The sequence below is a fragment of the Collinsella sp. TM04-29 genome, from assembly GCF_003466565.1.
GTDB lineage: Bacteria > Actinomycetota > Coriobacteriia > Coriobacteriales > Coriobacteriaceae > Collinsella.
In genome coordinates, this window is the sequence record NZ_QSPW01000003.1 from 180,988 (window position 1) to 207,012 (window position 26,025).

Consider the following 26,025-nt stretch of genomic DNA (forward strand, 5'->3'; position numbering starts at 1 on the left):
TTCCAATTGAATACAGGGGCGCGCCCTGCGAGCATGAAGCCTACGCTAACCTTGCAGAAATCGATTTTGTAACACTTGACACCGCCGCACGGCGCGCCATAATACGTGGGTTTGCGAACAACGTTTGATGGGGGATGAACCTGCGTGCACAATCTCAAGATTCTGTTTTCCTATCTGGGGGCATACCGCCGCGATGCCATGCTCGGCATGCTCTTTGTGACGGCCGAGACGGCGCTCGAGCTGTTTATTCCGGTCATCATGGCAAATATCATCGACGTGGGCGTGCCTGCGGGCGACATCACCTACATGCTTTTGCAGGGTGCGTATATGCTGGTGTGCGCCGCATGTTCGCTGGCACTTGGCTTGGGCTATGCGCGCACGTCCGCCCGCGTTGCCTCGGGGCTGGGCGCCAACCTGCGCGCCGCGGAGTATCGCAAGATCCAGACCCTCGCCTTCGGCAATCTCGATGAATACGAGACGAGCTCGCTCGTCACTCGCATGACCACCGACATCACCGTGATTCAAAACGCCGTGGGCAACGGCTTCCGCCCCATGGTGCGCGGGCCGGTAAATCTGGTCATGGGCCTCGTCTACGCTTTCGCGCTCTCGCGCGAGCTCGCGGCGGTCTTTGCCGTAATTCTGCCGATGCTCGCCCTCTTGCTCGGTATCATTACCGTGCGCGTGAGCCCGCTCTACCGCCAACTCCAGACCTCGATGGACCACCTCAACGGCGTGGTGCAAGAGGACCTTACCGCCGTGCGCGCCGTGAAGGCTTACGTGCGCGCCGAGCACGAGTGCGACAAGTTCGACACCGTCAATACCGAGCTCGCCGGCACGGCGACCAAGACCTTCGGCACCGCCGTGCTCAACCTGCCGGTGTTCCAACTCTCGATGTATGTTGCCGCGATCTCGATCCTGTGGATTGGCGGCCGCATGATCATCGAAGGCCGCTTGGGCGTGGGCGCGCTCGCGGGCTTTATGAGCTACGTGCTGCTGATCATGAACTCGCTCATGATGATTTCCAGCGTGTTTTTGCTGCTCACACGCGCTCTCACGAGTGTGGGCCGTATCGCAGAGGTGCTCGATGAGGTGCCCTTTATCGCCAACCCTGCGGGAGATCTCGCGGCTGCGGCGCCAGCGGACGGCAGTATCGAGTTTCGCGACGTTTCCTTTAAATACCGCGCGGATGCAGCCGAGGATGTGCTCGAGCATATCGACCTTCGCATCGAGAGCGGCTCGACGGTGGGCATCCTCGGCGGCACGGGCTCGGGCAAGAGCTCGCTTGTGCAGCTGATTGCGCGCCTGTACGACGCCACCGAGGGCGCCGTGCTTGTGGGCGGACACGACGTGCGCGACTACGACCTCGCGACCCTACGTGACGCCGTGGGCATTGTGCTGCAAAAGAATGTGCTGTTCACGGGCACCGTGCGCGAGAACCTGCAGTGGGGCAATCCGCAGGCGTCGGACGATGAACTTCTCGCTGCTTGCCGCGCGGTGTGCGTGGACGAGTTCCTTGATCGCATCGGCGGGCTGGACGGCGAGCTGGGCCAAGGCGGCGCCGGTGTTTCGGGTGGCCAGAAGCAACGTCTGTGCATCGCGCGCACGTTGCTCAAGCATCCGCGCGTGCTCATTTTTGATGACTCCACCAGCGCGGTCGATATGGCGACCGACGCTAAGATTCGCGAGCACATCGCTCGGATTCCCGATACGACCGTGCTCATCATCGCCCAGCGCATCGCGAGCGTCATGGATGCCGATCGCATTGTGGTGTTGGACGACGGCCGTGTCCACGGCGTGGGCACGCACGAGGAACTGCTGGCGGGCGACAACATATACCAGGAGATTTACGTCTCGCAGATGGAGTTTGCGGGGAACGCGGACGCCGGCGACGGCGGCGACGATGGCTGCGCTAATGATCCGTTTTCCTCCGTCCCCAGCGGATCGACCTTGGAAGGGGGTGAGCGCCATGCCTAAGATCGCAGCCCAAGCACGCCCGGCCGACCTCAAGCGCACTGTGCGCCGCCTGCTCTCCTACATGGGGCATGCCAAGTTCTCATTGCTCGCGGTTGGCGTGCTCGCCTCCGTCGCCGCCATCGCGAGCCTCGCCGGCACCTACATGGTGCGCCCCATCGTTAACGGTTTGGCCATGGGCGGGGAGGAACTGCTCGCCAAGCAGGTCATCCTGACGGCGATCATCTACGCCGCGGGCGTGCTTTCGGCCCTGGGCTACTCACAGATCATGGTGCGCGCGGCCCAACGCGTGGTATCCGATATTCGCCGCGACCTGTTCGCGCACATCCAGACGCTGCCGCTCAGTTATTTTGACAGCACGCGCTCGGGCGACATCATGAGCTTTTTCACCAACGATGTCGACACCGTCTCCGAGGCGCTCAACAACAGCTTTGCCAACGTGATTCAGGCCGCTATTCAGGTTGTGGGCACCACGGCCATGCTCATCATCCTTAACTGGCAGCTCACGATTATCACGCTCGTGTGCGATGCGGCCATTGTGCTGTATGCGCGCTACTCGGGTGCGCGCTCTAAGCGCTTCTTTGCCGCCCAGCAGGCATCGCTTGGCGACCTGGACGGATATATCGAAGAGATGGTCTCGGGCCAAAAGGTCATCAAGGTCTTTAACCGCGAGGCAGCGAATGTCGCCGGCTTCACCTGCCGCAACGACGAGCTTCGCCGCACCGGCACCGCCGCCGTGAGCTATGCCAACTCCATGGTGCCCATGACCGTCGTGATTGGCTACGTCAATTATGCCATCGTCGCCGTGGCGGGCGGCATGCTCTGCATCAAGGGACTCGCCGACGTAGGTGCGCTCGCGAGCTACCTGGTCTTTGTGCGCCAGGCCGCCATGCCCATCAACCAGTTTACGCAGCTGGGCAACTTCTTGCTCAATGCGTTGGCCGGTGCCGAGCGCTTGTTTGCCGCCATGGATCTTGAGTCCGAGGTGGACGAGGGCCGCGTGGAGCTGGTGCAGACGGGCGACGCTGCGTGGGCGTGGAAGATTCCCGAGGGCCAAGGCGTGGGCGCGTACGGGCACTTGCATGATGTGGCTGCTGTTAATGAGTCGGGCCGTGCTGTGGCTGCCGATGGTACCGAGCTCACGTGCGGCCTGGTCCCGCTTGCCGGCGATGTGCGCTTCCATGCCGTGGACTTTTCCTACGTGCCGGGCACCCGCGTGCTCGCGGACCTCAACCTGTTTGCCAAGCCGGGGCAAAAGATTGCGTTTGTGGGCTCCACAGGCGCCGGTAAGACGACCATCACCAACCTCATCAACCGCTTCTACGAGGTCGATGAGGGCGAGATCACGTACGACGGCATCGACGTCAAGCATATCGCCAAGGCCAGCCTGCGCGGGTCGCTTGGCATTGTGCTGCAGGACACGCACCTGTTTAGCGGCACCATTGCGCAGAACATCCGCTTTGGCAAGCTCGACGCGACCGACGAGGAGGTGCGCGCCGCTGCCGAGGCAGCCTGCGCGGATTCGTTTATCCGCCGCCTGCCTAGAGGGTACGATACACCGGTCACGGCCGACGGCGCCAACCTGTCGCAGGGTCAGCGCCAGCTGCTCGCCATCGCGCGCGTGGCCGTTGCCGATCCGCCGGTGCTCATCCTGGACGAGGCCACTTCGAGCATCGACACGCGCACCGAAAAGCTCATCGAGCGCGGTATGGACCGCATCATGCGCGGACGCACCACCTTTATGATCGCGCACCGCCTGTCCACCGTCCGCGACGCCGATGCCATCATGGTCCTCGAACACGGCCGCATCATCGAGCGCGGCACGCACGAAGAGCTGCTCGCTCAGCACGGCGAGTACTGGCAGCTGGCGCATGGCTTAAAAGAGTTGGATTAACCCGTTCGAGCACGATGCTTTGACCCCTCCGTGTCCCTCACCTCGCCTCAAACCATCACAACATTCGACGTTTTTTGCCAAAATCGGGAAAAGCATCGAATGTTGTGATGGTTTTTCTGCCGCGCGACCGGGCGGAAACGCTTTCTTGCGCACGAAAGTGTGCGGACCCGTGAGCAGGGGAATAAGGTTGGTTATCTGACTCCATTGGAGGGCTCATGGACCTGCCGATTGTCCTGTCCCATAAGACTGCCTGGCTGTACCACAACGTGGTGCGCCCGTCCGAGCCTCTCTCGCGAGCAAGCAGCTTATACGATGAGGACTCGCTTGCTAACGAGGCGGAGCCGACCGCGAGCCTGCCCAAATTGGGACTCGATGCCAAGGGACTGAGGGCTTCAACGGCAGTCGGGATCGTTACCGACTATCTGGTTTCGCTTGGTATTCCACGAGAAGAGCTCGATTATATCGACACACTCGTCAACTTCGATTTTGAGCGCTCGACGCCGGCGGGATTTAGGTGCCACGTGTTTGGGGCGCCGGTACCTCCAGGCCATCTTATCGAGGTGGCAGAGGACCTTCTAGTGGTTGATGAGGTCATGTGCTTTGTCCAAGCGGGTTCGTGGATGAGTGAGCCCGAACAGCTGGAATATGGCTACGAAATCTGTGCCCGATACCATTTGAATCATCTGTCGCCAGGCGATTATATCGAGATGGGGCAGAGGTATACCGTTGCCGACTTGATTGCTTATTGCAATGAGAACCGATCTCGTCAGGGGGCTGTACGCGCGGCCGCCGTGCTCAAGCGCGTGCACGATGGCGCGCGGTCGCCCATGGAGACGGCCACCGCAATCATGGTCGTAGCAAAACGTTCCCAGGGAGGGCTGGGATACGCCAAGATCGCGCTCAACCATAGGGTCGATGTTCCCAACGAGTTCAAGTATCTCGCAAAGGCCGGGTATTTCGAGATCGACGTATATGCGCCTGCGAGCGGTACGGGGATTGAATACAATGGCTCGGACCATCTTGATAAACAGCGCAGCGCGTCGGATGCGGAGCGTATGACTGTGCTGAGCACGCTGGACTTTAGGATGATTGTCCTCACCGGGACTCAGTTTGCCCACCAGCTGCAATTGTACCGGGCGATGAACGCCATCGCGCTCGCTATGGGCCTCAAGTGCGACCGAAGCGAAGCGTTCCAAAAGCGGCAGAACGACCTGCGAGAATTCGTGATTCGGCACTGGGACGGCGGCCTTTAGGGACGTTCCGGTCCTTCTACGGGGTGCTGCGGGCAGGCAAACCATCACAACATTCGACGGTTTTTGCCGAAAACGGGAAAAGCATCGAATGTTGTGATGGTTTGTATGCTGAGGATGGGCTTGGAAAGTCCGTTTTGCTCGAAGCGACCTGTCCTGTCGTACGGGTGTCGGCATGATTCTCGCGTGGGGTATTATGTTTTCCGAAGAATAAAACGCCGCGTGAGGGGAGGGCTGCGTGGACGGGCACGTGCAACATGACGGCTTTGGCCGCGATATCAACTACCTGCGCATTGCCGTTACCGACAAGTGCAATTTCCGCTGCATTTACTGCATGCCGGCCGATGGCGTGGCACCCCGCGCGCACGACGAGCTGCTCAGCGCCGAGGAAATCGCCCGCTTTGTGCGCTTGGTAGCGGGGGAGGGCATTCGCCGCGTGCGTCTGACGGGTGGCGAGCCGCTGGTCAGCCGCCGCATCATTCCGCTCATTCGCGACATCCGCGCGATTCCGCAGATCGAGGACATCTCGCTCACCACCAATGGCGCCCTGCTGCCCAAGCTGGCGCCGCAGCTCAAAGACGCGGGGCTTAACCGCGTTAACATTTCGCTCGACACGCTCGATTCTGCGCTCTTTGGAAAGATCACGCGCCTGGGTCGGCTCGAACAGACCATGGCTGGCATCGACGCAGCGCTGGCTTGGGGCTTTGAGCCCGTTAAGGTCAACTGCGTTGTTGTGCGCCGACTCAACCAAGACGTGGCGGCCCTCGCACGACTGACCGTCGACCGCCCCATCCACCTGCGCTTTATCGAATACATGCCCATCGGCGACGAGCGCACGAGCTCGCATTGCGCTGTGGACCCGCATGCACCCGCGCTCAATCCCGAGCTGTGGGACGCGAGCGATACCGTGCCGAGCGACGAGCTACGGGCGCGCATCAATGCCGGGGCCGCCGCGGTGGGTCTGGGCGAGCTCGAGCCACTCGACATCAACGACGCTCCTGCCGGCGCGGGTCCTGCGCGCTATTGGCGCTTTCCGGGCGCGGCGGGAACGGTCGGCTTTATCAGCGCCATGTCCAATCATTTTTGTGCGAATTGCAACCGTCTGCGCCTGACGGCCGATGGCAACGTGCGTCCGTGCCTGTTCAGCGATGCCGAGTATTCGGTGCGCGACGCCCTGCGCCGTGGTGATGATATGCAGGTACTTTCGATTTGGCGCGATGCCGTCGCCCACAAACCGCAGGAACACGCGATAATTGAGGGCACGCAACGATTTATGTCCCAAATCGGAGGATGATCATATGGCCAAGAGCAGGTACGCCGATGCCACCAAGGCCGCTCGCAGGGCCGCGATGTCTGCCCATAAAGCCCCGGCTGCGGCGAATGCTGGCAACACCGACGCGTCCGCGCAGCCAACTGTCAGCGCTGTCTCCGAGCCCGCCCGCGATGCCCGTCGCGACGAGCTGACGCACGTGGACGCCAAGGGCGAGGTGCGTATGGTCGACGTGTCCGACAAGGCCGAGACCCATCGCATTGCCATCGCCGAGGGCACCATCCTCATGCACCCCGAGACGCAGGCTATGGTGCTGCAGGACCGCGCCAAAAAGGGCGACGTGCTTGCCTGCGCGCGCGTGGCGGGCATCATGGCCATCAAACGCACGAGCGATATCATTCCCATGTGCCATCCGCTGCTCATTACCAAGAGCAAGTGCGACATCGCGCCCATCGCTGCGGCGCGGACGCCGGCCGAGGGCGTGCCCGAGGGCTGGGCGCCGGCGCGCGCGGACGGACAGGTTGGCTTTCACGTGCTGGTCACGGCTGGTGTGACGGGCAAAACCGGCATTGAGATGGAGGCATTGACCGGCGCGAGCGCCGCGTGCCTAACGATCTATGACATGTGCAAGGCCGTCGACCGCGGCATGGAGATCGTCGACGTGCGCCTGCTGCACAAGGAGGGCGGCCGCTCGGGCGTGTGGGATCGCGCAGAGCGTCAGGCCGCTGCTGTTGAGGCTGCGGGCGTCGACGGCAGCGCGCCCTCAAGCGCGCCTGCTTCGGTCGCACCCATAGCTCCCGCCCCGGCCGTCCCCGCGATCGCGTTTATCGGCTACCAAAACTCGGGCAAGACCACGCTCGTCGAGAAGGTTATCGCCGAGCTCACCCGTCGCGGCCTGCGCGTGGGTTCGCTCAAGCATCACGGGCACCACGGCTTTGATATCGACGTGCCCGCTAAGGACACCTGGCGCCATCACCAGGCCGGATCCAAACACGTGGGCCTCATCTGCGCCACGCGCTGGGCGGAGTACGCCGACACGCGCGAGGAGGACGAGATGCCCGCGCGCGAGCTGCTGTCGCGTTACAACGATGTCGACGTGGTGATCATCGAGGGCTACAAGACCGAGGGCTTCGACAACATCGTGGTCGCGCGCTCCGGTGTCGACCGTCTGCGCGGCAAGAGCTCGCTCGACCTGGTCGACGGCCGCACGCTAGCCCTTGCCTGCAACGAGGCCCTGGCACGCCAGGCATTCGATGCCGGCTTTGCGACCCGAGCCATCAACATCAACGACGCCCGAGCCATCTGCGACCTTATCCAAGATCATCTGGCCTAAAACCTGCCAAAAAGGGACAGGTTTATTTTGGCAGGTTTTATCTGGGCAAACGTCATTTCCGCCACAAAGGGGCCAGGCACCTTTGTGGCGGTTTTGGCCAAAGAGGCTTTGACTTAAACCTACCTCAAGGTGTAATAATCGCTGACAAACGATTGCGATTACGGAGGTCTCATGCCAAAACTGTACTTTATGCGTCACGGCCAAACGCTCTTTAACTTGCTTCGTCGCAAGCAGGGCTGGTGTGACTCGCCGCTCACTGAGCTGGGAATCGAGCAGGCTAAAACTGTCGGCGCGACCCTGCGAGAGCGTGGCCTTGCGTTCGACCATGCGTACAGTTCCACGTCCGAGCGTGCGTGCGACACGCTTGAGCTTGCGTTTCCTGATCAGCCTTACGAGCGCGTCAAGGGCCTTAAGGAGTGGAACTTTGGCAAGTTTGAGGGTGCGAGCGAGGATTTGAATCCGCGCCTGCCGTACGGCGATTTTTACAAGCAGTATGACGGCGAGGGCGAAGACGAGTTTCGCGAGCGCATCATGGCGACCATCACCGAGCTCGTGCAGCGCCCTGGACATGAGAGCGTGTTGTGCTTGAGTCATGGCGCCGCAGCGGCTCAGGTTATGCGCGGCGTGGGCGTGGAGCCGCTCAAGATGAAGAACCGCATTGGCAACTGCTGTGTGCTCGAACTCGACTTTAATCCCGCCACCAGCACATTCGCTTTCGCAGATCTGTACAACCCCTACGGCACCCCGCGCGAGTAGCATCAGGACATCAGCCAAAACCATCACAAAGGGGCCAGGCCCCTTTGTGATGGTTTTGCCGTTTACAGGCGATTTCCTACCGTTCGGAGGACTTTCGCGCCAATGGGGCTTACGCCGCATGCAAGTTTCATCCTACAATCGCCCACGTGTTCACAAGTTTGTTACTCCTCGGGAGGCATCACTTGCGCATAATAGAAGACGAGGAATATCGCCCCGTCGTCTAGCGCCGATGTCCGAGGAGTTTTTTCATGCTCATTTTAAAGAAGATCAACAATAACGTTGCTCTTGCCGCCAGCGATGACGGTCGAGAGGTTGTTGTCTTTGGCAAGGGCATCGGTTTTCACGAGATGCCGTACAAACTTGCCGATGAGTCCCTCATCCAGCGCAAATTCTATAACGTTCCCGAAAGCCTGCAGGATATGGTGGGCACCCTTCCCGACGACGTCCTGCTCGCCGCGAGCGACATTGCCTGCTTCGCGTCGCAGCAGCTTGGCTGTAAGCTTTCCGGTGGCCTGCCCTTTATTCTGGCAGATTACCTGCAGTTTGCCGTCCAGCGCGACGACGACCAGCTCAGCGCTCCCAACCCGCTCGAGCACGAGGTGGCCTTCATCTACCCGCGCGAACTCGAGATCGGCCAGGCCGCGCTCGCTATCGTGCAAAAGCACACCGGCGTCAAGCTGGGTCAGAACGAGGCCACGAGCATCGCGCTCCATATCGTTAACGCCGAGGTCGACGGCATGGGCCGCGCCAAGGACATGGACTTCATCATGAAGAGCACCCGCGTGCTCGACGAGGTGACTCATTCCGTGGAAAAGCAGCTTGGCTGCTCGCTCGACACGGCGTCGTATAGCTATATTCGCTTTCTTGCGCACCTGCGTTTTTTGGTTCGTCGCCTCTGCAAGGGCAAGTGCACGCAGACCGAGAACTCCTCGCTGTTTATGCAGGCCGCCCGCGATTTTCCCGAGGCCTACCAGTGCGCATACGCCATCAACCGCGTGTTCGAGAAAGAGTTCAGGCAGAGCTGCTCGGACGAGGAGCTTCTGTATCTGATGATGCATATCGACCGTCTGCGATCGGCTTCGCAGACCGAGTGAGTAAAGCCGCCAGTCTGGCGGCAATCGCAACAATTCTTTTTGGTTTCTAACTGCGGGCAAGGTACCGGCTCGCGGTAGGGGATATTTTTGTCGAAATTTGGAAAAGAGAGGACAGATCATGGCGGGTAAATACGACGATCTTGCTGCCCAGATCGTAGAGCTGGTTGGCGGTAAGTCCAACGTCAAATGCGTCGCACACTGCATTACCCGTGTCCGTTTTAAGCTCAAGGACGAGTCGAAGGCCAATGACGAGGCAATCTCCGAGCTGCCCAACGTCATCAAGGTCATGCACGCCAACGGCCAGTACCAGGTTGTTGTGGGCAACATCGTCGAGGACGTCTTCGACGCCGTTCTCAAGGCCGGCGGTTTTAGCGACGGCGGCGCCGTCAACGCCGATGACGACGATGCCGCTCCCAAGGGCGTAACCGATGTGATCATCGACCTTATCTCGGGCATCTTCGCCCCCATGCTCGGCACCTTCGCCGCTGCCGGTATCATGAAGGGCCTGCTGGCGCTCGCTACCTTCCTGGTCCCGAGCTTTGCCAACGACGGCGCCTACACGCTGCTCTATACCGTCGCTGACGGCATGTTCTACTTCCTGCCCGTGGTGCTTGGCTTTACTGCGGCCAAGAAGTTCAAGATGAGCGAGTTCAACGGCATGGCCATCGCCTTTGCCCTGGTCTATCCCACCATGGTTGCCCTGACCTCGGGCGAGGTTGTCGGTTCCGTGCAGCTCGGCTTTGCCGGCACCTTCTCTTGGTACACCACGTTCCTGGGCCTGCCGCTCATCATGCCTACCTCGGGTTACACCAGCTCCGTTATCCCCATCCTTCTCATGATCTGGTTCGGTTCTACCCTCGAGCACTGGGTTAAGAAGTGGATGCCCGCTTCTATGAAGATGTTCTTCACCCCGCTGATCGTCGTCACCGTCACCGTCACCCTTGGCTACCTGGTCATTGGCCCCATCGCCACGCTCATCACCAACCTGCTCGGTGAGTTCTTCGCACTGCTGTTTGGCCTGCCCGTGATCGGCTCCCTCCTGGGCTGCACCCTCGTCGGTGCCTTCTGGATGTGCCTGGTCATCTTTGGCTTCCACTGGTCGCTCGTGCCTATCGCGCTGGTCAACCTGTCCACTCTGGGCCACGACTACATCCTGGGCTCCGTTATCGCCCACTCCTTCTCGCTGGGCGCCGTGCTCTTTGCCATGTATCTCAAGAACAAGGACGAGAAGTTCCGCGGCATCGCGCTGCCGGCCATAATCTCCGCCTTCTTCTTTGGTGTCACTGAGCCCGCTATCTACGGTGTCGCCCTGCCCGATAAGAAGGCCTTCATCAACGCCAGCATCGGTTCTGCCGTGGGCGGCCTCATCATCGGTATCTCCGGCGCCGTGGTGTACATGTCCGGTGGTCTGGGCGTCTTCAACTGGCTGTCCTTCATCGACCCCTCCGGTGTTAACGGCATCAACCACATGATCTGGGCTATCGTTGCTTCGCTCGTGGGTGCCGTCGTGGGCTTCGCAATCGAGTTTGTCACCTACAAGCCCGAGGCTGCCAAGTAGCCCAAACGACAAAGACTCGGTACCAAGCCGGCGGGGGGGAGCGCCCCGCCGGCTTTTTCCAAATGGGCGAGACGGTCTGCGCATGCGCCCGTTTGGGCAACTGCCCAAATCAAGACTATGCCGGTTTACTACGATGAATCTACAGGGGCCGACCGCACTGTGATTTTTCGGAAATGGTCAAGCCTCCTACCTGCGGTTTTAGTTTTGCAATTTCCGGTGTGCTCGAAAGCTATCGATCCATCGTAGTAAACCGACATGGTTTTGATCGAACGGGCCTCGCGCGGGGCATTCAGTACATGCCTCGCCACGAAACCGGCCCATCTACTACGTTTATGCGGCAAGGGCCAACCACACGGTGGTTTTCCGAGAACCGTCAAGCCATCTACCTGCGGTTTTATTTTTGCCAATTGCGGCGTGGTCGGGGGTTCGCGGCAAAACGTAGTAGATAGGCAGGTTTCGTGGCGGCGGTCCTTGTGCGGACCCCAGGCGGGGCGCAAATTACCCCGCGGACGCCGCCCCAGCGTCCGTGGAACCCTCCCAACATGTACGAAAGGAGCCAACATGGCTTTTCCCGATGGATTTCTGTGGGGCGGCGCCACTGCCGCCAATCAGTGCGAAGGCGGATACAACGAGGACGGCAAGGGCCTCAGTGTTCCCGACATCATGACCGGCGGCACGGTCTCCGAGCCGCGCCACATTACCGACGGCATTCTGCCCCAGTACCACTATCCCAGCCACGAGGCCGTGGACATGTACCATCACTACCTCGACGATATCAAGCTTTTTGGCGAGATGGGCTTTAAGTGCTACCGCATGTCCATCAACTGGAGCCGCATCTTCCCCAACGGCGATGAGGCCGAGCCCAACCAGGCCGGCATCGAGTTCTACCGTCGCGTGTTCCAGGCCTGTCAGGAGCAGGGCATCGAGCCCATGGTCACCCTCAGCCACTACGAGCTGCCCTATGGCCTGTCCAAAAACTACGGCGGCTGGAAGAACCCCAAGCTCATCGATTTCTATCTCAACTACGCCCGCACTGTCATGATCGAGTACAAGGGCCTGGTGCTCTACTGGCTCACCTTTAACGAGATCAATTGCCTGCTCATGGGCGGCTTTGGCGGCGTGATGGGCGGCGGTATGGTGCCCGAGGCAACTGACACGCCCATGGCCTTTGGCAACTGCGACTGGGACGATCCGCAGGCGCGCTTCGACGCTCTGCACCATCAGTTCCTGGCAAGCGCCAAGTGCGTCACCATGGGTCATCAGATCGATCCCCAGAACAAGATCGGCTGCATGATCGCCGGCAACGCCTGCTACCCGCATACGTGCAATCCAGCTGACGTCCTGGCGGCGCAAAAGCAGCAGCGCGAGATGAACTTCTACTGCGGCGACGTGCAGGTGCGCGGTGCGTATCCCTCATGGGCGCCCAGCGTGTGGCGCCGCGAAGGCGTGCACGTGGAGGTTTCACCCGAGGATGCCGCCACGCTGGCCGGCGGCAAGGTCGACTTCTACAGCTTTAGCTACTACATGAGCGCCACCGCCACGGCCGACCCGGTGCTGCTGGAGCAGGGCAACATCTTTGGTGGCGCCGGCAACGAGTATCTCAAGAAGAGCGATTGGGGTTGGGCAATCGACCCCGAGGGCCTGCGTTACTACCTGGAGGAGGTCTACGACCGCTACCAGGTGCCGCTGATGATTGTCGAGAACGGCCTGGGCGCGGTGGACGAGGTCGAGGCGGACGGTTCGATTCACGACGGCTACCGTATCGATTACCTGCGCGAGCATATCAAGCAGATGGAGATTGCCATCGAGGACGGCGTGGACCTGATGGGCTACACCATGTGGGGCTGCATCGATTTGGTGAGTGCCTCGACCGGCGAGATGAAGAAGCGCTACGGCTTTATCTACGTCGACAAGGACAACGACGGTAACGGTACACTCGCCCGCAGCCGCAAGGACAGCTTCTTCTGGTACAAGAAGGTCATCGAGTCCAACGGCGCCGACCTGGTATAGCCAAGCCTCAACCAGCGTAAACGTCGCAACCACCACAGAGGGGCCAGGGACCTTTGTGGTGGTCTTTGCTTTGGTAGATTCTTGTGACATGCCTTACAATCTACCAAGTAGTTCATACTGAGCGAAAAACGGAGAGAAGGGTCCTGATGCGTCCTTAATTTTTCATGCGGATAGATTGATTTGACAGACGGTGGCGAATGCCCACCGCCCGTATTCGTATGAAACAAGGAGTCTCCATGCTCGCATCTCTTTTTTCAAAGCCTCAATCATCACTGTCCGTGCAGGCCAAGCGCCTGGTGGCGATGCGCTTTCTCATCTACACCGGTTTTCAGACCAGCTACTTTATCGGCGTCATCGGAACGCTCACCTATGCGGACGATGCCTCGGTCGGCGCGACATCGCTGGCCGTCCTGTTTATGAACGTCTTCGTGATCCTGGGGTCCTTTGCGGGTGGAGCGGCGCTTGACGCTTGGGGTCCGTGCCGGCATTTCCGGGCGAGTATCGTCGGCACGTTGGCAACCGGCGCGGCAATCCTCGCCTTTGGAAGCGCGACCGGAACAGTCCTTGCCGGCGCGGTGCTCCTGGGCTTTGTGATGGGGTTTGCCCAGCCCATCGCCACGTCCTATCCGGCGTATATCACCGACGATCCTGTCGAGCTCAAAGACATCAACTCTGCCATCGCCATGTTCTCAAACGTGAGTATCGTCGTTGGCCCCACGCTGGGCGGCTTTGTCGCGGCGGCTGCGTCGTCGCGTGCGGTGTTTTTGCTCATGATGCTCTTTACCGTACTGGCGCTCGCCGCCGGTTGGGGCTTTAGGCCGCGGACGGGTCTGGCCACCGCGCACGAAGGCAAACCCGCGATCGGTGACACCACATCGGACAATACCAGCCAATGTCCCGACCTCAACACATCCACCCGTGCAACCTTCTCGACCAGCATCAAGACGGTCTTTACCAACAGCGTCCTCGCCCTGCTGTTCTGCATTATTTTCCTTTCGAACTTTGGCTATGGCGCCTTCGATCCACTGGAGTCATTCTTCTACCGTGATGTTCTGCATGTCGGTGTCGAGTGGATGGGCTGGCTCTCGTCTGCCTGCGGCGTGGGCGCGGTGCTGGGCGCCGTGGTCGCGCTCCGCTTGCCGCCGCACCTGGTCAACCTTAAGACGCTGCTTGTGGCGCTTCTGTCCGTGGGCCTGGGAAGCTTGCTCTATGTGGGGACACCGTACGTGGGCGTAGCCCTTGTCGGCCAGATTGTACTGGGCGTAGCTTGGGGCGTCGTCAACCCGCTCCACAACACCATTGTGCAAACGACGGCACCGCTCGAACAGCTTGGTCGCGTGAACTCGGTCATGGGCTTCGGCAACATGTTCGCCGGCGTGGCCCCGCTGGCGATTGCCCCGTGGCTGGCGGCGACGTTTGGCGTGCAGCAGACGCTCGTAGGGGCGGGCGTGGTTGTGACAGCTGTTCCCGCGGCGTTACTGCTGTTTGGCCGCCGACATTTTGATCGTTCCTCACGGCAGTAAAAACCATCACAACATTCGATGAAAATCTCGATTTTGGCGAAAAACATCGAATGTTGTGATGGTCTTCGTTGTGGGCGGCGCGGTTTGCGTTGTGGACGGGACGGTTTTCGCTATGGACGGTGCGGTTTCGCTGTATAACCGTCAGCCCGTTGCCTGCCAGCCCGCCGCCCTCGTTACGTTTTCGCTGCATTTGGGTAAAGCGCCTGCTCCAAGCCGGCGTTGCCCTGTATACTAGAGCGGTTTAACTGTTATGCGGAAGGGAGCGCCTATGGCACTCAGCGAGAAAGACGTGCGCGGCATCGCCGAGTACGCAAAGATCGCACTGACCGATGACGAGCTCGCCCAGATGACGTCCTACATGAACGATGCCGTCCAGATGCTCGAGCCCGTCTTGCAATATGACTTGCCCGACGTGGAGCCCACGTTCCATCCCATCGGAAGCCTGTCCAACGTGATGGGCGATGACCTGCGCGAGCCCGAGCGCGATCTGCCGCTCGACGTCGCGCTTAAAAACGCTGGCAGCGCGCGCGACCGCTACTTCCGCGTGCCGTCCATTTTGGGAGAGGGGGAGAGCGAGTAATGGCGCTAAGCTTCGATTCCCTTACTGCCGCCCAGATCGCCGCGGGCGTTGCCGCCGGCGGCTTTTCCGCTACTGAGGTGGCCCAGGCCTCCCTTGCCGCCATCGAGGCGCGCGAGGGCGGGGTCCAGGCATTCCTGCAGGTGGCGCCCGAGCTCGCGCTCGAGGCCGCTGCGCGTGTGGATGCCGACCATGCCGCAGGTAAGCCGCTGCCCCCGCTCGCGGGCGTGCCGCTGGCCATCAAGGACAACATGAACCTCGTGGGCACGCGCACCACCTGCGCTTCCCGCATGCTCGAGAACTACCAGAGCGTCTACACCGCCACCTGCGTCCAGCGCATGCTCGACGCCGGCTGCCTGCCCATGGGCAAGGCCAACATGGACGAGTTTGCCTTTGGCAGCTCCACCGAGAGCTCGGCGTTCCACCGCACCAACAACCCCTGGGATACCGGGCGCGTGCCCGGCGGCTCCTCGGGCGGCTCCGCTGCCGCCGTCGCCGCGGGCGAGGTCGCGCTCTCGCTGGGCTCGGACACCGGCGGCTCCATTCGCCAGCCGGCGAGCCTCTGCGGCGTGGTGGGCTTTAAGCCCACGTATGGCGCCGTGAGCCGCTACGGCGTGGTGGCCTTTGGCTCGTCGCTCGACCAGGTGGGCCCCTTTGGCCGCACGGTCGAGGATGTCGCGCTGGCCATGAACGCGCTCACCGGTGCGGGCCACGATCCGTACGACTGCACCAGCCAGGATTGCGCCGTCGACTTTACCGAGCATCTCAACGACAGCATCGAGGGCAAACGCGTGGGCATCATCCCCGCGTTTATGGAGGCCGAGGGCCTGACGCCCGAGGTCAAGGCCGCTGTTCAGCGCGCCGCCCAGGAGCTGCAGAACCAGGGCGCCGAGCTGGTCGAGGTCGACCTGCCGCACCTGGATGCCGCCATCGCCGCCTACTACGTCATCGGTCCGTCCGAGGCATTCTCCAACTTGGCCCGTTTCGACGGCATTCGCTACGGCTATCAGGAGGAGGGCTGCGCCAACCTGTCCGACCAGAGCTCGCTGTCGCGCGCCCACGGCTTTGGCGCCGAGGCCAAGCGCCGTCAGATGCTCGGCGCCTACCTGCTGAGCTCGGGCGTGTACGACAAGTACTACTACGCCGCGCAAAAGGCCCGCACGCTCATCACGCAGGACTACGACGCCGCGTATGCCAAGGTGGACACCATCCTCATGCCCACCTCGCCTCGCACGGCCTTTAAGTTTGGCGAGATTAGCGACCCCACGCAGATGTACCTCTCCGACCTGTACACCATCTCGCTCAACATTTGCGGCAACGGCGGTATCTCGGTGCCGCTGGGCCTGGGCGAGGACAGCAAGCTGCCCGTTTCTGCCCAGCTGGTTGGTCCGGCCTTTAAGGACCGTCAGCTGCTCACGTTTGCCCGCGCCCTGGAGTGCGGCTTTGCCGATACCGCCACGGGTGCGCCTGCGCTTTCCGTCGCGCCCGATTTTGCCGGGAAGGGAGGCGAGCTGTAATGAAGGAGCTTTCCGAGGTCCTGCAGGATTGGGAGGCCGTGATCGGCCTGGAGATCCATACCGAGCTCACCGCACTCGATACCAAGATGTTCTGCAACTGCAAGCTCAGTCATGATGACGAGCCCAACGCCAACGTGTGCCCGGTGTGCCTGGGCCTGCCCGGCGCCCTACCGGTGCCCAACAAGCGCGCCATCGAGAGCATCGTCAAGGCCGGTCTCGCCACCAACTGCGAGATTCAGCGCCACTCGATGTTCTACCGCAAGCACTACTTCTATCCCGATATGGCCAAGAACTTCCAGACCACGCAGGGTCCGGTCGCCTTTGCCATGTACGGTCACCTGGACCTGGACGTGACCGGTCGCGGTGCCGCCGAGCGCCCCGATTGCGCGTTTGGCGAGGCCGAGGCCCAGAGCCTGGCAAGCGCCTCGGCCAACGCCGAGGGCCTGTCCACGTCCATGACGTCGACCATGCGCGAGGGCAATCAGCGTGCCGGCCATCTGGCCAGCTATGACGCGTCCAACCTGCAGATGCCCGAGCGTCGCAAGGACGGTTCCTACACGGTGCCCATCCGCATCCTGCGTATCCACATGGAGGAGGATGCCGCCAAGATGGTCCACGTGGGCGGCGCCGAGGGCCGCATTACCGCCGCGGCAGAGTCGCTTGTCGACTACAACCGCTGCGGCACGCCGCTCATCGAGCTCGTCACCGAGCCCGACCTGCGCACGCCCGAGGAGGCTCGCCTGTTTATGGAGAAGCTCCGTCGTATTTTTGTGACGCTGGGCATTTCGGACTGCTCCATGGAGAAGGGCTCCATGCGCTGCGACGGCAATGTGTCGCTGCGCCGCCGCGGCGAGACCAAGTTGGGCACCAAGACCGAGCTCAAGAACCTCAACTCGTTTAAGAGCCTGCATGACGGCCTTGCCTACGAGATCTGCCGCCAGGCCGAGGTGCTCGAGGAGGGCGGCATCATCTATCAGGAGACCCGCCACTGGGAGCCCAGCCGCAAGCGCACCGTGGTCATGCGTGTGAAGGAGACGGCCGACGACTATCGCCTGTTCCCCGATCCCGACCTGGCGCCGTTCGATCTGGACGACGAGTTCATCGACCGCTGCCGAGGCGAGATCCCCGAGCTGCCCGATGCCAAGCGCGCTCGTTTTGAGACTGACTTTGGCATTAAGGCGGCCGATGCCGAGCAGATTGCCGGCGACCCGGAGTTTGCCGAGTTCTTTGAGGCCGCCGCTGCCGGTATGGCCGGCAAGGAGGCCCAGACGGTTGCAAACCTGCTGGTGAACGAGATGATCGCCTACCTTAAGGGCGCGGGCGTCTCGCTGGCTGAGTCCGGCATCGCGCCGGCTCAGGTGGCGGCACTCGGCAAGCTGCTGGCGACCGATGCCATCAGCTCCAACCAGGCTCACGAGGTCTTTGAGGCCATGGCCCAGACCGGCGACGACCCCAACAAGATCGTCGACGAGCGCGGTATGCGTCAGGTGAGCGATGCCGGCGCGCTGCAGCCGATCGTGGACGAGGTACTGGCTAACTGTGCCGATCAGGCACAGCAGTATCGTGACGGCAACCAGAAGGTCATCGGCTTTTTGGTGGGCCAGTGCATGAAGGCGAGCCGCGGCAAGGGCAACCCGAAGCTCTTCAACGAGTTGCTGAGAACGTCGCTCTCGTAAACGGGAACCCGGGAGCCCCGGCAGGGCGGGTGCTTCCTCAAAATTTCAAACAGTCCTGCGCAAGACGAAGGCCACATTAAGTGGCCTTCTTTGCGTGCGGAACTCATTTTGAGCAAGCACCCGCCCTGCCGGGGCTCCCGGGTTCTGCGACGACTCGGCCGTTCGGGTCAGGTGGGCTGAATGGAATAGAGTGAATGGGCGTGCCGTCGGCACGCCCATTGTTTTGAAGGGAACTCATTGAGAAGCAAGGCCCTGCGCCCGGCCCCTCGGTTCCGTGACGACTCGGCCGTTCGGGTCAGGCGGGGCTGAATGGAATTTGGTGAATGAGGGCGCCGATGGCGCCCTCATTCTTTATATATGTTGGGAGCGCCAGGTGGTGGGGGTGGTGCCGGTGTGTTGCTTGAAGGCTTGGGCGAAGGCGGCCTGCTGAGGGTAGCCTAGACGCTCTGCCACCTGCGCTATCGTGTGCGAGCTATCGGCCAAAAGGTCCTGTGCTCGCTCCATACGGCGTCTGCGAATGTAGGCGCCCAGGGATTCGCCAGTTTGGGCCTTAAAGGTGGCGCATAGTTTGGAGCGGCTTGTGTAGAGCCTCTCGGCCACCTCGTTGATACCCACACGCCTGCCTTTGTCGAGCGCGCGCTCAATCATTGCCGTCGCTTCTTCGGCAATGGTTATGCTGACGCGTGTGTTCGCCGCCTGCCGTGCCTGCTTGTGGGCCGCGCGCGAACAGGCGAGCTCCGCGACCATGGTCTCCACGATGCCCTGCATATAGACGTGTCCGCCTACGGTGCGGGCGCGTTCCTCGTTAATCCGGCGCAGCGTGTGGCAGATGGCAGACGTCGCTTCCTCGTGCCATGACTCGGCAAACGCCTCAAAGATTCCCGCGAACTCGGTGGGATAGCGGTGCTCCAGTTCGTCAAAATATCCAGGCAAAAAGAGTACCGAGCGCGAGTGATAAAGCTCCCCCGCAAACAGCGGGCTTAATTCCTCGCCACAGCTATCTTGGATAAAGCTGCAAACGGCATTGTTTGGCCACGGTCCATGCAATGGTTTGAGGTTCGCGGGCGTTATGCCAGCCTCGGGCATGCATGTAAGTGTGGGCGCGCTGACTTCGCTCACGCAAGCGTATGGCTCGGGTGTGTATTCGGCCAGGTACATATCGTGCGTCGGGGTGATGAAATGCTCCATGACGATGCAGGCAGGGGAGAGAGGCATGATCCATGCGCGTCCGTGCGCTCGATCGTTTGCCACCTCGCCGGTAAAGACGGCGCCCTTGCCAGTAAGCTCCAGGCCAAACTGCTCAAACTGTGGTGCGTAGAGCTCGGTTATGTCGGTCGCGGCCCGATGCATTTTCAAAAGCGTCCCCTTCCTTTGCGGAAACGTCCATGCCTGGCTCGATTGTGAGCCTTGTCTAACATATCAATGATAAGTTGATTGCGGTTAACTCTCAAGCCGTCAGAAGGGAACCTCATGGCAAAGGGATCAAAAAGGGAAGGCGGCGGTATCGGCGAGCTGCTTGCATATGCCGGCGACCGTAAATTCCTAACGTATTTGGGCATGGCGCTCTCGGCGCTCTCGCAGCTGCTGAGCTTTGGCCCGTACGCGTGCATTTGGCTCGTCGCGCGCGATCTGATCGCCGTGGCACCTAACTGGAGCGAAGCCTGCGACATCGCGATGTATGGCTGGTGGGCCGTGGGTTTTGCCCTGGCAAGCATCGTAGCTTATTTCGTGGGGCTCATGTGCACGCATCTGTCCGCGTTTCGCTGCGCGTCCAATATCCGCAAGACTACGAGCGAGCACCTGCTTAAGCTGCCGCTTGGCTACTTTGACACGCACGCCACCGGTGAGCTGCGTCGTGTTGTAGACGGATGCGCCGCCTCCACCGAGACTTTGCTCGCACACATGCTGCCCGATATCGCAGGCGCCGCCGCCATGGTCGTGGGCTTGCTCGTGCTGCTTTTCGCCCTCGATTGGCGCTTGGGCGCGGCATGCCTCATCTCGGTGGCCATTTCGTTTGGCGCCATGGCCACCATGATGAGCGGCAAAGGCGCCGAGTTCATGAAGGCCTACATGGGCGCGCTGGTCAAGATGAACAAGACCGGTACCGAATACGTACGCGGCATTCCCGTGGTCAAGGTGTTTCAGCAGACGGTCTATTCCTTTAAGGCGTTCCACGACGCGATCGCCGAATACGCCGACATGGCACAAAGCTATGCGGGCACGTTTTGCCGAGGTCCGCAGGTGCTCAACCTTACCGCGCTCAATGGCCTTGTGGCATTCCTTTTGCCCGTGGCGTTGCTGCTGGCGCCGGGCGAGACGGACTTTGCGCACTTTATGGCCAACTTCACGTTTTACGCGATCTTTTCGGCCGTGGTGCCGACGGCTATGACCAAGCTTATGTTTGTGGGCGAAGCATCTCAGATGAGTGCCGATTCGCTGGCACGCATCCGAAGCGTTATGGATTCCAAGCGGCTCTCCGTGCCTACCCAGCCCAAGCACCCTGTTGGCAGCGATGTGCGCTTTGAGGACGTGAGCTTTACCTACGAGGGTGCCGAAGCGCCTGCCGTCGATTATGTGAGCTTTAGCGTTCCCGCAGGCAGCACCCTTGCGCTGGTGGGCCCCTCGGGCGGCGGTAAGTCAACCTGCGCAAGCCTGATCCCGCGTTTTTGGGATGTTTGTTCGGGTCGCGTGCTTGTGGGCGGCGTAGACGTTCGCGACATGGATCCGCACGAGCTCATGGACCAGGTCGCCTTTGTGTTTCAGACCAACCAGCTGTTCCGCCAAACACTTGCCGATAGCGTGCGCGCCTCCAAGCCTGGAGCCACTGACGACGAAGTGCGCGCGGCCCTCTCCGCGGCCCAGTGCGACGATATCGTGGCCAAGCTCCCGCAGGGCATCGACACCATGCTCGGCGCCGGCGGGGCGTACCTTTCGGGCGGCGAGGTCCAGCGCGTGGCGCTCGCCCGCGCAATTCTTAAGGACGCGCCCATCATGGTGCTCGACGAGGCCACAGCCTTTGCCGACCCCGAGAACGAGGCGCTCATCCAGCGCGCCTTTAGCAAATTGGCGGCGGGCCGCACGGTCATTATGATCGCGCACCGGCTTTCGACCGTGGTGGGGGCCGACAAGATCGTGGTGCTCAACCAGGGTAGTGTGCAGGAGGCCGGCGCCCATGCCGAGCTGCTGTCCCAAAACGGTCTATACGCCAAGATGTGGGCCGAATACGAACAGGCCGCGAGCTGGAAGATCACTGCTGCCGCGGATGCCGCCGTCACGAAGGGAGGCGAGGCCTAAATGTTCGCCTCATTCCAAAAGAAGTATTTCCTATCCGATAAAGGCATCGCCGGCGTAAAGCGCGGTATCTTCTGGACCACACTCACCAATCTCATCACCATGGCCGGCATGGGCCTTTTGTTCCTGGTCATGGCCGGCTTTGTCGAGCATCTTGCACATGGGGCCGACCTGCCGGATGCGCTGCCCATCGCGGGTGGTCTCGTTATCTTTTTTGTGCTGCTCTTTGCCTCTAACTGGCAGCAGTATTACTACACGTACTGCATCTTTTACGAGGAATGCGGCAAGCAGCGCATGGAGATCGCCGAGCGCTTGCGTAAACTGCCGTTGTCGTTTTTTGGCCGCCGCGATCTGGCCGATTTGACCGAGACCATCATGGGTGACGTTCAGACCATGGAGCATGCCTACAGCCATGTGCTGGGAGAACTCTGGGGTGCCATTATTGCAAGCGCCATCGTGTTCGTGTCATCGCTGTTCTTTTGCTGGCAGCTGGCGATTGCGGCGTTTTGGAGCGTTCCCGTGGCCTTTGCCATGCTGTGTCTGACGCGCGGCCCCATGACCCCGGTGTTCGACCGTGTGCGCGCCGAGAAGGTCAAAGTCACCGAGGCAATCCAAGAGACGCTCGACTGCGTGCGCGAGATCCGCGCCACCAACCAGGAGGCCCATTATCTTGAGGGACTCAACGCCGTGATCGATGCCGAGGAGCGCGAGACCACCAGAGGCGAGCTTGCCAATGGGCTTTTGGTCAACTCGGCCTTTGCCATCCTGCGCCTGGGGATTGCCACCACGTTGGTCACGGGCGCCGCGATGGTCGCCTCCGGCCAGGTCGACTTTTTGATGATGTTTGCCTTCCTGCTCATGGTGAGCCGCATCTATGCGCCCTTTGACCAGGCGTTGATGTTGATGTCCGAGCTGTTTGCCGCCGAGTCGTCGGCCAAGCGCATGCGCTCCATCATGGAGGAGCCCGTGGCGCGGGGGAGCGAAAAGTTTGAGCCCGTGGGCCATGACGTGGTGTTCGATCACGTTGCATTTGGCTATGGTGCAGGGGAGGACGGACGCGCAGGCGAGAAGATCTTGACCGATGTAAGCTTCATGGCCAAGGAGGGCGAGGTCACGGCCCTGGTAGGTCCTTCGGGCTCCGGTAAGTCCACGGTGAGCCGCCTGGCCGCGCGCTTTTGGGACGCCACCGAAGGCACGGTCACCGTGGGCGGCGTGGATGTTGCGAGCGTAGACCCCGAGGTGCTGCTGCGCGACTACGCCATCGTGTTCCAAGACGTGCTGCTCTTTGACGACACGGTGATGGGCAACATTCGTCTTGGTCGTCGCGATGCCACCGATGAGGAAGTGCTTGCTGCCGCGCATGCCGCCAACTGCGACGGGTTTGTGAGCCACATGCCACAGGGCTATGACACCATGATTGGCGAGAACGGCTCCAAGCTGTCCGGTGGCGAGCGCCAACGAATCTCCATCGCCCGTGCGCTGCTCAAAGACGCGCCGATCGTGTTGCTGGACGAGGCGACGGCGAGTTTAGATGTGGAGAACGAGACCGTGGTGCAGCAGGCGCTTTCCCGCCTGCTCGCAGGCAAGACGGTTATCGTGATCGCCCACCGTATGCGCACGGTAGAAAATGCCGATAAGATCGTTGTGCTCAAGGATGGTGTGGTAGCCGAGCAGGGTGCTCCGGCGCAACTCAAGGCGGCAGGTGGAGAATTCGCCCGCATGGTGGCGCTGCAAAAGGAAGCAGCTACCTGGCAGTTGTAAGAAGGGGCAAAGGGACAGTCCCTTTGTCACATTGACAATCGGTTACTCCGCATCGTTAATTTTCAAAAGGTTAGCCATGGCTGACCTAGATAGTTAGATAAAATTGAGATATTTCAAAAGCGTGCTCGAGCAAACTTGTTTACTCGGGTGCTGAAGCACCATGCCGCGTCCAATGCGGCAAAAGGGAGAAGCAACATGAAGAAGTCGACGTTCAATACCCTGCTTGTCGGTGGCGGTTTTCTGCTTGGCACGGCCGGCATCAAGCTGCTTACCAGCGCTCCGGTCAAGAATGCCTGCGTGCAGGGTATTGCGTGCGGCATGCGCATCAAGAACGGCTACCAGGACATGGTCGAGCAGGCCAAGGCTAATGTCGACGACATGGTTGCCGAGGCTGCTTACATCACCCAGAGCGAGGCCGCTGCTGACGAGGCAGCCGAGTAACGCTCCCAGGCACAAACTATGAGATTCTCGATTATTAGCGAGATCCCCGGCAGGACCCGTCTTCAATTGGCGGGTCCTGTGCCAGAGAGCGATCTCGATGCACTTCTTAAGCTTGGCGGCGACATCGACGGCGTGCACAAGGTGCGCGTCTACGGCCGCATCGGTCAGATGGCGCTCGAATATGACGAGCGGTGTCGTGCGGGCGTGCTCGACGCCTTGGGCGCGCTCGATGCCCAGGCCATTGCCGACGCAAAGACGGGTTACGTGATGCAGCTTGAGCCACGCAAGCACAAGCTCGTCATGGATCTTGCCACACTTATCGGCGCCCACTACGCGCGCCGCTGGTTCTTGCCGACGCCTCTGCGTGCGGTGTTTGTCGTGGTCGGTTACATGGCCTTTTTGCGTGCCGCCCTCCACGAGCTCGCGCAGCCGCGCCTGACCGTTCCCGTGCTCGACGCTTCGGCCATCGGCATTTCGTTCGTCAAACGTGATGTCGACACCGCGGGCCAGACGATGTTCCTGCTCAACGTGGGCGAGCTGCTCGAGGACTACACCCGCGCCATGAGCGAAAACGAGCTCATCAACTCGCTGCTCGATGTGCCCGACAAGGCGCAAAAGGTCGTCGGCGACACCGAGGTAAGCGTTGCCGCGACCGAGCTTGAGCCCGGCGATCTGGTCGCCGTGCGCACTGGCATGTCCATTTGCATCGACGGTGTTGTCGAGCAGGGGAGTGCCATGGTCAACCAGGCGACCCTGACCGGCGAGCCGCTGGCCGTCGAGCGCAGCGTGGGCGACGACGTGTTCGCCGGTACCGTCGTGGAAGACGGCAGCATCTTGGTGCGCGTGCGCGCCAACACGGCTCAGACCAAGCTTCGCTCGATCGTCTCGCTCGTGCAGACGGCCGACTCGCTCAAGTCCGAGGGCCAGTCGCACATGGAAGACCTCGCCAACAAGATTGTCCCGTGGAACTTCCTGCTCGCGGGCCTGGTCGCGCTTACCACCCGCAGCCTCATCAAGACCTCAGCGGCACTGATGGTCGACTATTCGTGCGCGCTCAAGCTCACGGGTTCCGTCGCCGTCATGACTGCCATGAGCGACGCTGCCAAGATGGGTGTTATGGTCAAGGGCGCTAAGTACTTTGAGTCGTTTGCCAAGGCCGATACCATTGTCTTTGACAAGACCGGTACGCTGACCGAGGCCCAGCCGCGCCTAGCTTGCGTGCTCACGACCGACGGCTGGAGCGAGGACGAGGTCCTTCGCCTTTCTGCCTGCCTGGAGGAGCATTTCCCGCATCCGGTGGCGCGTGCCGTGGTCAACGCCGCCCGCGAGCGCGGGCTCGAGCACCGCGAGCGTCACGCTGCGGTCGAGTATATTGTGGCGCACGGCATCGCTTCGTCCATCGAAGGGCGTCGCGCGATTATCGGCTCGGCACACTTTGTGTTTGAGGACGAGAGCGCGCAGCTCGATTCCGACATTAAGGAGCGCATTGAGTCCCAGATGCAGGGACTGTCGCCGCTGTATCTGGCGGTCGACGGCACCGTTGTGGGCGTGCTCGGTATCGAGGACCCGCTTAAGCCCGGGGTCCGCGAGGCCATCGCCGACCTGCACGCGTTGGGCGTCAAGCACGTGGTCATGCTCACGGGCGATTCCGAGCGCACGGCCGAGCGCATTGCGCGAGAGGCGGGGGTCGACGAGTTTAAGGCCGAGCTGCTGCCCGAGGACAAGTACGCGTATGTGGAGCGCATTAAGGGCGAGGGGCGCCATGTTGCCATGGTGGGCGACGGCGTCAACGATTCGCCGGCGCTCGGTTTGGCCGACGTGGGCCTGGCGATGGGTGGCGGAAGCGACATCGCCAAGGAGGTCGCCGACATCATCCTGACCGATACGGACCTCGCGGCGATTGTTCGCCTGCGCCGCATGAGCCAGGGCCTCATTGATCGTCTGACGAGTTCCTATTCTAAGGTGATGCTTACCAACTCAGCACTCTTGGCACTGGGCATTACCGGCACGATTACCCCGCAAGCGTCGTCGCTGCTGCACAACGGCTCGACGATTGCCTACAGCCTGAGCAACGCGAAGGCTTACCTGCGTTAGCAGACGTGT

18 protein-coding genes are annotated in these 26,025 nt (G+C 61.2%); 17 read left to right on the top strand and 1 reads right to left on the bottom strand.

From position 1 onward, the window contains the following. Positions 1 to 144 precede the first annotated feature (144 nt). The 13 genes from DXD39_RS07580 to gatB all read left to right on the top strand — a co-directional run bounded on the left by DXD39_RS07580 (position 145) and on the right by gatB (position 18,429). A complete protein-coding gene (locus tag DXD39_RS07580) occupies positions 145 to 1,974 on the top strand; it encodes an ABC transporter ATP-binding protein (RefSeq protein WP_369832142.1) in 1,830 nt (609 codons plus the stop codon). Beyond that, positions 1,967 to 3,865 (top strand): ABC transporter ATP-binding protein, encoded by a 1,899-nt coding sequence (locus DXD39_RS07585; protein ID WP_117803671.1) that lies wholly within the window; start codon positions 1,967 to 1,969, stop codon positions 3,863 to 3,865. Before DXD39_RS07580 ends, DXD39_RS07585 begins: the two co-directional genes overlap by 8 nt. Before the next feature lie 215 nt (positions 3,866 to 4,080). After that, positions 4,081 to 5,118: a hypothetical protein gene (locus tag DXD39_RS07590; RefSeq protein WP_117803672.1), complete on the top strand. Its 1,038-nt coding sequence runs from the start codon at positions 4,081 to 4,083 to the stop codon at positions 5,116 to 5,118. 235 nt (positions 5,119 to 5,353) lie between these two features. Then, on the top strand, positions 5,354 to 6,409 hold the full coding sequence (gene moaA / locus DXD39_RS07595) for a GTP 3',8-cyclase MoaA (protein ID WP_233541143.1): 1,056 nt from the start codon (positions 5,354 to 5,356) through the stop codon (positions 6,407 to 6,409). Positions 6,410 to 6,413: 4 nt separating this feature from the next. Next, positions 6,414 to 7,718 carry a molybdopterin-guanine dinucleotide biosynthesis protein B gene (gene mobB, locus DXD39_RS10385; RefSeq protein ID WP_117803673.1) on the top strand — a complete coding sequence of 435 codons (1,305 nt, stop codon included), beginning with the start codon at positions 6,414 to 6,416 and terminating at the stop codon, positions 7,716 to 7,718. 171 nt (positions 7,719 to 7,889) lie between these two features. After that, positions 7,890 to 8,474: a histidine phosphatase family protein gene (locus tag DXD39_RS07605; RefSeq protein WP_117803674.1), complete on the top strand. Its 585-nt coding sequence runs from the start codon at positions 7,890 to 7,892 to the stop codon at positions 8,472 to 8,474. Positions 8,475 to 8,722: 248 nt separating this feature from the next. Beyond that, positions 8,723 to 9,568: a PRD domain-containing protein gene (locus DXD39_RS07610; protein ID WP_117803675.1), complete on the top strand. Its 846-nt coding sequence runs from the start codon at positions 8,723 to 8,725 to the stop codon at positions 9,566 to 9,568. A gap of 118 nt (positions 9,569 to 9,686) precedes the next feature. Next, a complete protein-coding gene (locus tag DXD39_RS07615) occupies positions 9,687 to 11,126 on the top strand; it encodes a PTS transporter subunit EIIC (protein ID WP_117803676.1) in 1,440 nt (479 codons plus the stop codon). Positions 11,127 to 11,687: 561 nt separating this feature from the next. Beyond that, positions 11,688 to 13,136: a glycoside hydrolase family 1 protein gene (locus DXD39_RS07620; protein ID WP_117803677.1), complete on the top strand. Its 1,449-nt coding sequence runs from the start codon at positions 11,688 to 11,690 to the stop codon at positions 13,134 to 13,136. A 236-nt stretch (positions 13,137 to 13,372) separates the two neighbouring features. Continuing rightward, complete coding sequence (locus tag DXD39_RS07625; protein ID WP_158565482.1) at positions 13,373 to 14,659, top strand: MFS transporter; 1,287 nt, start codon at positions 13,373 to 13,375, stop codon at positions 14,657 to 14,659. Between the two features lie 268 nt (positions 14,660 to 14,927). Beyond that, positions 14,928 to 15,239, top strand: coding sequence for an Asp-tRNA(Asn)/Glu-tRNA(Gln) amidotransferase subunit GatC (gatC, locus tag DXD39_RS07630; RefSeq protein ID WP_117803679.1), 312 nt, complete (start codon positions 14,928 to 14,930; stop codon positions 15,237 to 15,239). Further along, a complete protein-coding gene (gatA, locus tag DXD39_RS07635) occupies positions 15,239 to 16,753 on the top strand; it encodes an Asp-tRNA(Asn)/Glu-tRNA(Gln) amidotransferase subunit GatA (protein WP_117803680.1) in 1,515 nt (504 codons plus the stop codon). The genes gatC and gatA overlap by 1 nt, the downstream gene beginning before the upstream one ends. Beyond that, positions 16,753 to 18,429 carry an Asp-tRNA(Asn)/Glu-tRNA(Gln) amidotransferase subunit GatB gene (gene gatB, locus DXD39_RS07640; RefSeq protein WP_117803681.1) on the top strand — a complete coding sequence of 559 codons (1,677 nt, stop codon included), beginning with the start codon at positions 16,753 to 16,755 and terminating at the stop codon, positions 18,427 to 18,429. The genes gatA and gatB overlap by 1 nt, the downstream gene beginning before the upstream one ends. A 351-nt stretch (positions 18,430 to 18,780) precedes the next feature. Here gatB and DXD39_RS07645 read toward each other — a convergent pair whose 3' ends face one another. After that, entirely contained in the window at positions 18,781 to 19,779 is a 999-nt protein-coding gene (locus DXD39_RS07645; RefSeq protein WP_117803682.1) for a helix-turn-helix transcriptional regulator, read from the bottom strand. A gap of 120 nt (positions 19,780 to 19,899) precedes the next feature. Here DXD39_RS07645 and DXD39_RS07650 point away from each other — a divergent pair, with 120 nt between their 5' ends. From DXD39_RS07650 to DXD39_RS07665, 4 genes are all read left to right on the top strand, one after another. After that, a complete protein-coding gene (locus DXD39_RS07650) occupies positions 19,900 to 21,723 on the top strand; it encodes an ABC transporter ATP-binding protein (RefSeq protein ID WP_117803683.1) in 1,824 nt (607 codons plus the stop codon). Continuing rightward, positions 21,724 to 23,481, top strand: a complete 1,758-nt coding sequence (locus tag DXD39_RS07655) for an ABC transporter ATP-binding protein (protein ID WP_117803684.1) — start codon at positions 21,724 to 21,726, stop codon at positions 23,479 to 23,481. 195 nt (positions 23,482 to 23,676) lie between these two features. Further along, positions 23,677 to 23,922 carry a DUF6110 family protein gene (locus DXD39_RS07660; protein WP_055250999.1) on the top strand — a complete coding sequence of 82 codons (246 nt, stop codon included), beginning with the start codon at positions 23,677 to 23,679 and terminating at the stop codon, positions 23,920 to 23,922. Positions 23,923 to 24,000: 78 nt separating this feature from the next. Then, on the top strand, positions 24,001 to 26,016 hold the full coding sequence (locus DXD39_RS07665; protein ID WP_233541144.1) for a heavy metal translocating P-type ATPase: 2,016 nt from the start codon (positions 24,001 to 24,003) through the stop codon (positions 26,014 to 26,016). Positions 26,017 to 26,025 lie beyond the last annotated feature (9 nt).

What these genes read in the sequence shown, in the direction of transcription:
- DXD39_RS07585 (WP_117803671.1), top strand. Translation starts at nt 1,967, where the DNA reads ATGCCTAAGATCGCAGCCCAAGCACGCCCGGCCGACCTCAAGCGCACT.
- DXD39_RS07590 (WP_117803672.1), top strand. Translation starts at nt 4,081, where the DNA reads ATGGACCTGCCGATTGTCCTGTCCCATAAGACTGCCTGGCTGTACCAC.
- mobB (WP_117803673.1), top strand. Translation starts at nt 6,414, where the DNA reads ATGGCCAAGAGCAGGTACGCCGATGCCACCAAGGCCGCTCGCAGGGCC.
- DXD39_RS07605 (WP_117803674.1), top strand. Translation starts at nt 7,890, where the DNA reads ATGCCAAAACTGTACTTTATGCGTCACGGCCAAACGCTCTTTAACTTG.
- DXD39_RS07610 (WP_117803675.1), top strand. Translation starts at nt 8,723, where the DNA reads ATGCTCATTTTAAAGAAGATCAACAATAACGTTGCTCTTGCCGCCAGC.
- DXD39_RS07615 (WP_117803676.1), top strand. Translation starts at nt 9,687, where the DNA reads ATGGCGGGTAAATACGACGATCTTGCTGCCCAGATCGTAGAGCTGGTT.
- DXD39_RS07620 (WP_117803677.1), top strand. Translation starts at nt 11,688, where the DNA reads ATGGCTTTTCCCGATGGATTTCTGTGGGGCGGCGCCACTGCCGCCAAT.
- DXD39_RS07625 (WP_158565482.1), top strand. Translation starts at nt 13,373, where the DNA reads ATGCTCGCATCTCTTTTTTCAAAGCCTCAATCATCACTGTCCGTGCAG.
- gatC (WP_117803679.1), top strand. Translation starts at nt 14,928, where the DNA reads ATGGCACTCAGCGAGAAAGACGTGCGCGGCATCGCCGAGTACGCAAAG.
- gatA (WP_117803680.1), top strand. Translation starts at nt 15,239, where the DNA reads ATGGCGCTAAGCTTCGATTCCCTTACTGCCGCCCAGATCGCCGCGGGC.
- gatB (WP_117803681.1), top strand. Translation starts at nt 16,753, where the DNA reads ATGAAGGAGCTTTCCGAGGTCCTGCAGGATTGGGAGGCCGTGATCGGC.
- DXD39_RS07645 (WP_117803682.1), bottom strand. Translation starts at nt 19,779, where the DNA reads ATGCATCGGGCCGCGACCGACATAACCGAGCTCTACGCACCACAGTTT.
- DXD39_RS07650 (WP_117803683.1), top strand. Translation starts at nt 19,900, where the DNA reads ATGGCAAAGGGATCAAAAAGGGAAGGCGGCGGTATCGGCGAGCTGCTT.
- DXD39_RS07655 (WP_117803684.1), top strand. Translation starts at nt 21,724, where the DNA reads ATGTTCGCCTCATTCCAAAAGAAGTATTTCCTATCCGATAAAGGCATC.
- DXD39_RS07660 (WP_055250999.1), top strand. Translation starts at nt 23,677, where the DNA reads ATGAAGAAGTCGACGTTCAATACCCTGCTTGTCGGTGGCGGTTTTCTG.